The sequence below is a fragment of the Steroidobacter flavus genome, from assembly GCF_042651805.1.
GTDB lineage: Bacteria > Pseudomonadota > Gammaproteobacteria > Steroidobacterales > Steroidobacteraceae > Steroidobacter > Steroidobacter flavus.
This window is the reverse complement of sequence record NZ_JBHSDU010000015.1, coordinates 2280127-2290289: the sequence shown is the minus strand read 5'-3', so window position 1 is coordinate 2290289 and position 10163 is coordinate 2280127. Positions and strand designations below refer to the sequence as shown.

Here is a 10163-nt window from a genome sequence, read left to right as displayed (position 1 = left end):
CGGGAGTCTTCGCCGTGACTGAGTCCAGCCGCAGCGTCCTGCTCGTCTCCGGCGACGAAATCGCCCGCTATGGATTCGGCGACGGCCACCCGTTCGGGACCGATCGGCACGAAGCGTTCATGCGTGAGTTGCACGAGTGCGGCATGGACGGACGAGTGCTTCGTGGCAGCGCCCGGCCTGCCACCCGCGAAGAGCTCGAATGGTTTCATGCGCCGGCCTATGTGGACCTGGTGCGCGATCGATCCGTCACCGGCCACGGTTATCTGGATGCCGGCGATACCCCGGCATTCCGCGGCGTTTTCGAGGCGGCCAGCCATGTGGTCGGCGGCACATTGACGGCGGTCGAAGCCGTCATGAGCGGCAAAGCGCGGCGGGCCTTCATTCCCATCGCCGGTCTGCATCACGCGGCGCCCGAGCGGGCTGCCGGATTCTGCGTGTTCAATGACTGCGGCATCGCTGTCCATTATTTACGGCAACGGCATCAGCTGAAGCGCGTCGCGTACGTGGACATCGACGCCCATCACGGCGACGGCGTCTTCTATGCGTTCGAGGACGATGCGGATCTGCTGTTCGCCGACATGCACGAGGACGGCCGCTATCTCTATCCCGGCACCGGCCATGCGAACGAGACCGGGGCCGGGCCGGCGCGTGGCACCAAGCTCAATATTCCGCTGCCGCCGGGCGCGGACGACGACGAATATCACCAGGCCTGGGCTCGCATCGAAGAGTATCTGCTGGCCGGCCAGCCCGAGTTCATCCTGCTCCAGTGCGGCGCGGATAGCCTGTCAGGAGATCCAATTACCCATCTGCGCTTCAGCGAGTCGGCGCATGCCCATGCGGCGGCCCGGCTGTGCGCTATCGCCGACCAGCTCGGCCATGGCCGCGTGGTGGCCATGGGCGGCGGGGGCTATAACCGCCGCAATCTGGCCCGGGCCTGGACCCGCGTGGTCGAGTCCTTCCTGGATGCTGAGGAGCAGCGGGAACTGGCGCACCGGGAAGCGTCCTAAGTTCCGGAGGCCCTCAATCGCCGTACGGCTCGGAACGGAGCTGCAGGCGATATCTCGTCCGAGCCGTACGGCTCGGAACGGAGCTGCGGCGATGTCTCGTCCGAGCCGTACGGCGATTGAGGGCCTGTTATCCCGACAGAACAGCCGCTTTCCCGTACAATCGGCGCCCCCACTGCCGAGGTATCCATGTTCCCCGCCAACGCCAACATTGCCGGTTTCGACCCGGAGTTGCAGGTCGCGCTCGACGCTGAGCGTGCCCGTCAGGAAGCCCACATCGAGCTGATCGCGTCGGAAAACTACGCCAGCCCGCGCGTGCTCGAAGCCCAGGGCTCGGTGCTGACGAACAAGTACGCCGAAGGCTATCCGGGTAAGCGTTATTACGGCGGTTGCGAGCACGTCGACGTGGCCGAGCAGCTGGCCATCGATCGCGCCAAGAAACTGTTCGGCGCCGCCTATGCCAACGTGCAGCCGCACTCCGGCTCGCAGGCCAATGCCGCCGCCTATCTGGCGCTGATCAATCCGGGCGACACCATCATGGGCATGAGCCTGGATCATGGCGGTCACCTGACGCACGGCGCCAAGGTGAATTTCTCGGGCAAGCTGTTCAAAGCCGTGCAGTACGGCCTGAATCCGGCGACCGGCGAAATCGACTACGACCAGGCCGAGCGTCTGGCGCAGGAACATCGTCCGCGTCTGGTCATCGCCGGGTTCTCGGCGTACTCGCGCGTCATCGATTGGGAACGTTTCCGCAAGATCGCCGATAGCGTCGGCGCGTATTTCCTGGTCGATATGGCGCATGTGGCGGGCCTGGTCGCGGCCGGCGTGTATCCGAGCCCGGTGGGCATCGCGGACGTGACGACCACGACGACGCACAAGACGCTGCGCGGCCCGCGTGGCGGCCTGATCCTGGCGCGTGAGAACGAAGAGATTCAGAAGAAGCTCAACTCGCTGGTGTTCCCGGGCACGCAGGGCGGCCCGCTGATGCACGTGATCGCCGCCAAGGCGGTGGCGCTGCTCGAGGCGCTGCAGCCTGAGTTCGTGACTTATCAGAAGCAGGTCGTCGCCAACGCGCGTGCCATGGCTGCCGCTTTCATCAAGCGCAACTACAAGGTCGTGTCCGGCGGCACGGACAATCATCTGTTCCTGCTGGATCTGATCGGCCGTGACATCACGGGTAAGGATGCGGACGCGGCGCTGGGTCGTGCTCACATCACCGTGAACAAGAACGCCGTGCCGAACGATCCTCGCTCGCCGTTTGTCACCAGCGGTCTGCGCATCGGCACGCCGGCCTCGACCACTCGCGGCTTCAAGGAAGCGGAAGTGACCGAGGTGGCGAACTGGATCGCCGACATTCTCGACGAGAATGGCGGTGAGGCGGCGGTCAACCGGACGCGGGCCAAGGTGGAAGAGATCTGCCGTAAGTTCCCGGTCTACGCGCGATAGGTCGATGTGAGCTCAAAGCGGACTACCCTGGATACATGGAAGTATCCCGCCGCCACAGGCGGCGAGCGAGCGGCAAAAGTCGCGCCTTTTGCCGGCTCGCACGAGGGTCGTGGCAGGATGCCCGATCCCGAGTTTTAATCAGCCATGCATTGTCCGTTCTGTAATCACGAAGAAACAAAGGTCATCGATTCGCGGCTGGCGGGCGAAGGACAGCAAATTCGCCGCCGCCGCGAATGTTTGAAGTGCGGCGAGCGCTTCACGACCTTCGAGACCGCCGAGCTGGTCATGCCTCGCATCATCAAGAGCGACGGTAGTCGCGCGCCTTTCGACGAGCAGAAGCTGCGCAACAGTCTGCTCAAGGCCTTGGAAAAGCGGCCGGTGTCGAGCGAGGCGCTGGATGCTGCCGTCGTGCACATCTGTCACAAGCTGCGTGCGCTCGGCGAGCGTGAAGTGGCTGCGCGACAGGTCGGTGAGATGGCCATGGAAGAGCTGCACTCGCTGGATGAAGTCGCCTACGTGCGCTTCGCTTCCGTGTATCGCAGCTTTCAAGACGTGGATGCGTTTCGCGAAGAGATCGAGCGCATGCGGGCGAAAGTTCGCGATACCGAAGGGCAGTTGCCGTTGTGGACCGGCGGCGACGCCAAGAAGAAATAGCCGTGTTCTCTGCTTTCGACGAGCGAATGATGCTGCGGGCTGTTGAGCTCGCTGCGCTCGGTCGTCACACCACTCAGCCCAATCCCTGCGTCGGTTGCATCGTTACTCAAGGCGAGCAGATCGTCGGCGAGGGCTGGCATCGCAAGTGGGGCGAGCCACACGCGGAGCCTTTGGCTTTGCAAGCTGCGGGCGCGCAGACCCAGGGCGCGACGGTCTATGTCACGCTCGAGCCGCATTCCTATCAGGGGCGCACGCCGCCGTGCACGGATGCGTTGATTCGGGCTGGTGTTCGTCGAGTTGTGATTGGTGTGCTCGATGCAAATCCCAAAGTCAGTGGCGATGGCGTGCGTCAGCTCGAGGCCGCGGGTGTTGAAGTGCAAGTTGGATTGCTGGCCGCTGCGTGTGGTGAGCTGAATCTCGGCTTCGAGAAACGAATGGTTACTGGGCGGCCGCGTGTGATTGTGAAAACCGCGATCAGCCTGGATGGGCGGATTGCGCTCGCGAACGGCCAGAGCAAATGGATTACTGGCGCGGCCGCTCGCGAGGACGTGCAGCGTCTGCGATCGAGGATGAGCGCGGTGATGACGGGCATTGATACGGTGCTGGCGGATGATCCGCAGTTGAATGTCCGCGACCCGTCGATCGATATGCTCGGCCGCCAGCCTCTGAGAGTTGTGCTCGATAGCAAGCTGCGCATGCCGCCCAGCGCGGCGATGCTGAAGTTGGCGGGGCAAACGATTGTGTTTACCGCTGCGGCGTTGAATGTCCCATCAAACAGCCTGGGAGTTGCCGGCCCGACGCCGGCGGCTGCGCCAGGCGCGCCGCCGAGCAGCCAAGCCATATCTGAAGTCAGCGCCGCGCGGAGCGCAGGCGCGGCCGAAGGCGGTCCGGCGAGCGCGGCTGATCAGTTGCGCGCGGTGGGCGCAGAAGTGGTTGTGGCGGCGGTGGATGCGGACGGTCGCATCGACCTCGGGTTCGTGATGGACGAATTGGGGCGACGGATGTGCAACGACGTGCTGGTCGAAGCGGGGCCGACGCTGGTCGGGCGAATCATCGAGCTGGGTCTGGCGGACGAGATAATCGCCTACGTCGCGCCGGTGCTGCTCGGGCCGGACGCGCGGACCATGGCGAATCTGCCTGCATTGCAGGCGCTGGATCAGGCCCAACGCTATACAATGCACGCCGTCGACCGGATCGGTGACGACGTGCGATTGATTCTGCGGCGCCGGGACGCCTCATAGTCTTTTTTTATCAGCGCCCGGCTCGAAATCCTCGCCAGATTTGTCCAGTCTACGGTGAAGCGCGAGGACCCCAGGTCATTCGCGTTTTTCGATGGTTGTGTTCGTATCGTGCGATAGGGTCGAAATGTTTACTGGCATCGTTCAATCGGTTGGCGAAGTCCGCGCCGTCACCTCGCGGGGCGGAGATGTTGAGTTGCTGATCGGCGCGCCTGGGCTCGATTTGAAAACCGTCGCCCTCGGCGACAGCATCAGCTGCGGCGGCTGCTGTCTGACCGTGACTCGCATCGAAGGCGACGCCTTCGCCGCGGACGCCTCGTTGGAAACATTGAACGTGACCACGCTCGGCCAATGGCGCGCCGGCCAGAAGCTCAATCTGGAAAAAGCATTGTGTGCCGGTCAGCCGCTCGGCGGTCACTATGTCACCGGCCACGTCGATGGCATCGCGACCGTCACCGAGCGAGTCAACGATGCGCGCTCGATCCGCGTGCAGTTCGAAGTGCCGGCACCGCTCGCTAAATACATCGCTCGCAAGGGCTCTGTTTGTATCGACGGTGTGAGCCTCACCGTGAACGACGTGGACGGCGCGAAATTCTCCGTCAACCTGATTCCTCATACGCTCGAAGTCACCACCTTGAACGAGTACCGCGTCGGCACGCGCGTGAACTTCGAGGTGGATATCATCGCGCGCTACCTCGAACGACTGAACGCCCCCCTTTGATTTGATAGGTCGAGACTCGCATGAAGCTGAACTCTATCGATGAGATTCTCGCCGACATCCGCGCCGGCAAGATGGTCATCATCATGGACGATGAGGATCGTGAGAACGAAGGCGACCTGGTGATGGCGGGCGAGTTCGTCCGTCCCGAGGATGTGAACTTCATGGTGCGCTATGCGCGCGGCCTGATCTGCCTCACCTTGACTCGCGAGCGTTGCAAACAACTGCGCCTGCCGTTGATGGTGAGCGAGACTCACATCGACCATCGCACCAACTTCACCTTGTCCATCGAAGCGGCGGAAGGCGTGACGACCGGTATCTCGGCCCACGATCGGGCCGCGACGATTCGCGCGGCCGTGCGTAAAGACGCGAAGCCGGAAGATCTGCGTCAGCCCGGTCACATCTTTCCGATCATGGCGCAGCTCGGCGGAGTGCTCACGCGCGCCGGTCACACCGAAGCGGGTTGTGACCTGACGCGTCTGGCCGGGGTCGAGCCGGCGGCCGCCATTGTCGAGATCTTGAATGACGACGGCACCATGGCGCGCCGGCCGGACCTGGAGAAGTTCGCCAAACAGCACAACCTCAAGATCGGCACCATCGCCGACCTGATCCGTTATCGCCTGGACAAGGAACGTTCGGTGGAGCGCATCTCCGAGCAGCAGGTGCAGACCGAGTTCGGCGCGTTCCGGATGTTCTGCTACGAAGATCATGTGAATCGCACCGTGCACCTGGCGCTGGTGGCAGGTGAGTTGTCCAACGACAAGCCGCCGCTGGTGCGCGTGCATTTGAAGAACACGCTGGGCGATGTGGTCGGCATCCACGAGCCCGCGCTCGGCTGGCCGCTGCGCTCGGCCATGGCGCGCGTGGCCAAAGAAGGCAACGGTGTGATCGTGATCCTGCGGCCCGACGAGACGCCGCGCGATCTGATGGATGCCGTGCAGGCCATCACCCAGACGGAAGCGGCCCAGGCACCGCGCCGGGTCGGTCCGGAAGTGCTCCGAACCTACGGCATTGGTGCGCAGATCCTGCGCGATCTGGGCGTGAGCCGGATGCGGGTGCTGTCGGCGCCCAAGCAGATGCAGGGCCTGTCGGGCTTCGACCTGGAAGTGGTCGAGTACGTGCACGGCTGAGCTCAGGCGGCGCGGCTTGCGGAAAGAGGGGCCAGGGGCGTCCTAGGCCCGGGTGGCCTATTTCCGTATACTTCGCCCCCCGTCCCGCGGCTATTGCCTGCTTATTCCCATGGATTCCATCAAGACCCTCGAAGGCGACCTGCAATGTCGCGAGCTGCGGTTTGCCATCCTGGCGTCGCGCTTCAATGAGTTCATCGTCGATCAGCTGGTGAAGGGCGCGGTCGACTCGTTGCGCCGGCATGGCGCCAGCGACAAGCAGATCGAAATCGTGCGCGCCCCTGGCGCGTTCGACCTGCCGGTCGTGGCCCGCAAGCTGGCGCTGAGCAAGCGCTATGACGCCATCATCGCGCTCGGCGCGGTGATCAAGGGCGCCACCGCGCATTTCGATTATGTCGCAGGCGAATGCGCCGGCGGCCTCGGTCGGGTCGCCAACGACACCGGCGTTCCGGTCTCGTTCGGCGTGCTCACGACGGACACTATCGAACAGGCGATCGAGCGCGCGGGCACCAAGGCAGGGAACAAAGGTAGCGATGCAGCGGTGACTGCGATCGAGCTCGCCAATCTGTTGCGTAAGATCGAAGCTTGATGACTGACGAGGCTCCCAAAGAAATCCCCCGTGGCACCGGCTCTCGCGCACGCTCGCTCGCGCGCAAGCTGGCGATGCAGGCGTTGTATCAATGGCAGTTGACGCAACAGACGGCGGTCGAGATCAAGCAGCAGTATCTGGAGAGCGACGACTCGGCGGGCGTCGACGAGGATCATTTCGTCGAGCTGCTGACCCAGGTCATCGAGCGCCATGACGAGATCACCACGGCGCTGAAGCCGTTCGTCGATCGTCCGCTGGAGCAGCTCGATCCGGTCGAGGCCGCGATCCTGATGGTCGGCATGTACGAGCTGAAGAATCGTCTCGATATTCCTTATCGGGTCGTGATCAACGAGGGCGTCGATCTGTGCAAGCGCTTCGGCGCCACCGACGCGCACAAGTACATCAACGCCGTGCTCGACCGGGCCGCTCGCGAGCTTCGCGCCGCCGAACGGCAATAGCCGCCGTTACGAACTGAGGCTACTCTTTCCTCATGAGCCTACGGAAGCTCGGATTCGTCGACTTCCCTGACTTCGGCTAGTCTGCAACTGATCGAAATGCTTCGCTGAGCGCAGCTGATGTAGTTGAAGAGTAGGGATTGGGTGGGGAGCATGGGAGAGTTCGACATCATCGCCCGGTATTTCGCTCGTCAGAGCGGGCGGGGTGATGTATTGCTCGGCGTCGGCGACGATGCGGCTGTGCTCGATACGCACGCGGGCCGCAAGCTCGTGGTCGCGATGGACACCGTCGTCGAGGGCGTTCATTTTCCTGTCGAGACCGATGCGGCTGACATCGGCTATCGCGCCCTCGCGGTGAATCTCAGCGACCTCGCCGCCATGGGCGCTGAGCCTGCCTGGATGACTTTGTCTCTCTCGCTGTCGCGCGCGAACGAGCAATGGCTCGATGGCTTTGCGAGCGGGCTGTTCGAGCTGGCGGATGAATACAACGTCGCGCTCGTCGGGGGCGATACGGTGCGCGGGCCGCTGGTGATCACGGTGCAAATCGCGGGCTGGGTTGAGTCCGATGCGTGGCTCACGCGTTCGGGCGCCAAGCCGGGCGATTTGTTATTTGTCTCTGGCATTCCAGGCGAGGCGGCCGCCGGTCTGGCGGTGATTCAGCGACGTATCCTGGGCGGCGAGCCTGCTGCCTTTCTCACGCATCGTTTCCTTCGGCCGCGGCCGCGAATCGAACTGGGCCGACAGTTGCGAACGGTAGCCACAGCAGCCATGGATGTTTCCGATGGTCTGCTGACGGATCTGAAGAAACTGTGTGCGGCGAGCGGTGTCGGCGCGCAGCTGAATGTCGATTTGTTGCCTGAGTCCGCCGCCATGCGCGAGCTGTTCGAAGCAGACGATGGATTGCAGTACGCGCTCGCCGGTGGCGACGACTATGAGCTGTTGTTCACCTTGCCGGCCGATCGTGCTGCCGCGGTGGTGAGCTCGTTGCAGCTTCAGCAACGGGTGACGCAAATCGGCGTCATTACGGCGGATACGGATGTGGTGTGCCTGCGGAACGGTCAGCCGTTCAGGATCAAACGTGCCGGTTACGATCATTTCGCGGCGGGCCAATAAATGATCAAAGCCATGAAATGGAGCGCGGACCCCGCGCTGATGCGCGACCCCGTGCATCTGGTCGCCTTCGGCTTCGGCAGCGGCCTGAGTCCCTGGGCGCCGGGCACGTTCGGCACCTTGATCGCAATCCCAATCGTGCTTTTTGTGATGCAGTTCGGCTTTGCCGTGCATCTAGCTTTCGCCGTCCTGGCCGCTATCTTCGGCATCTACGTGTGCGGCGAGAGCGCGAAGCGGCTCGGCGTGCACGATCATCCTGGTATCGTATGGGATGAGATCACCGGCCTCGCCGTCACCCTGTTGACGGTGCCTGCCAATCTTTACTCGGTAGTCGCCGGTTTTGCTTTGTTTCGGTTGTTCGATATCTGGAAGCCCTGGCCGATCCGTGTGGCTGATCACAGTCTCTCCGGGGGGCTGGGAATTATGCTTGATGACGTTATTGCGGGCATTTTCGCGGCAGCGGTTTTGTTCGCGGTACGACACCTCTTCTAGTCCAGTGAGCCCGAAGTGAGCCCGAGCAGTGAGATGGGCGGTCTGATGGCACAGCGCAACGCCACACGCGAACAGCGCATTCCCGAGAAGATCGGGAAATATGTCATCGTCAAAGAAGTCGGTCGCGGCAGCACCGGCGTCGTATATCTTTCTCACGATCCGTACTACCGGCGAGACGTCGCGATCAAGGTCTACAACCTCGAGTCGCACGACGAAGACCGCGCCCGGGTCACGCGCAAGATGTTCCTTTCCGAAGCGCACATGGTCGGTATGCTTCAACATCCGAACATCCTGCCGATCTTCGACGCCGGCGAGGAAAACGGTCACTACTACATCGTCACCGAGCACGTGCACGGCGCCCGCACGCTGTCGGCTTACTGCAAACCGGACAATCTGCTGCCCGTCGATGACGTGGTGGAGATCATGTACAAGTGCGCCAAGGCGCTGCACTACGCGCACAGCCGCGGCGTCATTCATCGCGACATCAAGCCGTCGAACATCATGCTCACGCAGGCGAACGACGTGCGCATCATCGACTTCGGTATCGCGCTGGTCGCTGATTCGGATATTTCGCGCATCGAAGGCATCGCGGGCAGCCCGTCGTATATGTCGCCCGAGCAGGTGCAGTCGCTCGAGATCACCAACCGATCCGATCTTTATTCGCTCGGTGCGGTGCTGTACGAAATGTTGACCGGCTTCCGTCCGTTCCGCGGCGGCAATCTATCCAAACTGTTGCATCAGATCGTGTATGCCACCGCGCAGCCGATCCATGCATTGCGCCCGGATATTCCAGAAGTGCTGGAGACGGCGATCGCCAAGGCGCTGCAGAAGGATCCAGCCAAGCGTTATCGCAACGGCCTGGAACTGGCGGCTGATCTCACGCGCGTTCACCAGGTCCTGCGCGATGGGACGTCGAAGCTCGATCGTCAGGAACAGTTTTCGATTCTGCGCACGCTCAAGTTCTTCCATGACTTCTCGCAGTCGGAGATTCTTGAGGTGCTGCGTGCGAGCACGTGGCAGGACTACGATCAGGGTGAAGAGATCGTCAAAGAAGGCGAGATGGACGATCGCTTCTACGTCATCGTGTCGGGCAGCGTTGCGGTGATGCGCGCGGGCAATGTGGTTGGTCAACTGGAAGCGGGCGATTGCTTCGGTGAGACCAGCTACGTTCGCGGTGCGAAGCGTCTCGCGACCATCAAAGCGCTGACGGGCGTGACGTTGATGAAGGTGAGCTCGACGTTGCTGGAGCAGAGTTCAGCGGCGTGCCAGCTGCGTTTCAACAAGGTGTTCCTGCGTAGCTTGATCAGCCGACTGCAGAGCGCCAGCTAAA

General features: G+C 62.7%; 11 protein-coding genes. All 11 read left to right on the top strand.

From position 1 onward, the window contains the following. Positions 1-14 precede the first annotated feature (14 nt). Positions 15-1007 (top strand): acetoin utilization protein AcuC, encoded by a 993-nt coding sequence (locus tag ACFPN2_RS36940; RefSeq protein ID WP_380606121.1) that lies wholly within the window; start codon positions 15-17, stop codon positions 1005-1007. Between the two features lie 186 nt (positions 1008-1193). Beyond that, entirely contained in the window at positions 1194-2450 is a 1257-nt protein-coding gene (gene glyA / locus ACFPN2_RS36935; protein ID WP_380606119.1) for a serine hydroxymethyltransferase, read from the top strand. 144 nt (positions 2451-2594) lie between these two features. Then, complete coding sequence (gene nrdR, locus ACFPN2_RS36930; protein ID WP_380606117.1) at positions 2595-3104, top strand: transcriptional regulator NrdR; 510 nt, start codon at positions 2595-2597, stop codon at positions 3102-3104. Positions 3105-3106: 2 nt separating this feature from the next. Beyond that, a complete protein-coding gene (gene ribD / locus ACFPN2_RS36925) occupies positions 3107-4345 on the top strand; it encodes a bifunctional diaminohydroxyphosphoribosylaminopyrimidine deaminase/5-amino-6-(5-phosphoribosylamino)uracil reductase RibD (RefSeq protein ID WP_380606115.1) in 1239 nt (412 codons plus the stop codon). Between the two features lie 124 nt (positions 4346-4469). Beyond that, positions 4470-5063, top strand: coding sequence for a riboflavin synthase (locus ACFPN2_RS36920; protein WP_380606113.1), 594 nt, complete (start codon positions 4470-4472; stop codon positions 5061-5063). A gap of 20 nt (positions 5064-5083) precedes the next feature. Beyond that, positions 5084-6190: a bifunctional 3,4-dihydroxy-2-butanone-4-phosphate synthase/GTP cyclohydrolase II gene (gene ribBA / locus ACFPN2_RS36915; RefSeq protein WP_380606111.1), complete on the top strand. Its 1107-nt coding sequence runs from the start codon at positions 5084-5086 to the stop codon at positions 6188-6190. A 109-nt stretch (positions 6191-6299) separates the two neighbouring features. Then, entirely contained in the window at positions 6300-6776 is a 477-nt protein-coding gene (ribH, locus tag ACFPN2_RS36910; protein WP_380606109.1) for a 6,7-dimethyl-8-ribityllumazine synthase, read from the top strand. Further along, complete coding sequence (nusB, locus tag ACFPN2_RS36905; protein ID WP_380606107.1) at positions 6776-7234, top strand: transcription antitermination factor NusB; 459 nt, start codon at positions 6776-6778, stop codon at positions 7232-7234. Before ribH ends, nusB begins: the two co-directional genes overlap by 1 nt. A 150-nt stretch (positions 7235-7384) precedes the next feature. Continuing rightward, positions 7385-8344: a thiamine-phosphate kinase gene (gene thiL, locus ACFPN2_RS36900; RefSeq protein ID WP_380606105.1), complete on the top strand. Its 960-nt coding sequence runs from the start codon at positions 7385-7387 to the stop codon at positions 8342-8344. Further along, positions 8345-8833, top strand: coding sequence for a phosphatidylglycerophosphatase A family protein (locus ACFPN2_RS36895; RefSeq protein ID WP_380606103.1), 489 nt, complete (start codon positions 8345-8347; stop codon positions 8831-8833). Between the two features lie 15 nt (positions 8834-8848). Next, positions 8849-10162 (top strand): protein kinase domain-containing protein, encoded by a 1314-nt coding sequence (locus ACFPN2_RS36890; protein WP_380606101.1) that lies wholly within the window; start codon positions 8849-8851, stop codon positions 10160-10162. The last annotated feature ends 1 nt before the right edge of the window (position 10163 follow it).

Excerpts from the sequence above, each read along its gene's own strand:
- glyA (WP_380606119.1), top strand. The coding sequence starts at position 1,194 with ATGTTCCCCGCCAACGCCAACATTGCCGGTTTCGACCCGGAGTTGCAG.
- nrdR (WP_380606117.1), top strand. The coding sequence starts at position 2,595 with ATGCATTGTCCGTTCTGTAATCACGAAGAAACAAAGGTCATCGATTCG.
- ACFPN2_RS36920 (WP_380606113.1), top strand. The coding sequence starts at position 4,470 with ATGTTTACTGGCATCGTTCAATCGGTTGGCGAAGTCCGCGCCGTCACC.
- ribBA (WP_380606111.1), top strand. The coding sequence starts at position 5,084 with ATGAAGCTGAACTCTATCGATGAGATTCTCGCCGACATCCGCGCCGGC.
- ribH (WP_380606109.1), top strand. The coding sequence starts at position 6,300 with ATGGATTCCATCAAGACCCTCGAAGGCGACCTGCAATGTCGCGAGCTG.
- nusB (WP_380606107.1), top strand. The coding sequence starts at position 6,776 with ATGACTGACGAGGCTCCCAAAGAAATCCCCCGTGGCACCGGCTCTCGC.
- thiL (WP_380606105.1), top strand. The coding sequence starts at position 7,385 with ATGGGAGAGTTCGACATCATCGCCCGGTATTTCGCTCGTCAGAGCGGG.
- ACFPN2_RS36895 (WP_380606103.1), top strand. The coding sequence starts at position 8,345 with ATGATCAAAGCCATGAAATGGAGCGCGGACCCCGCGCTGATGCGCGAC.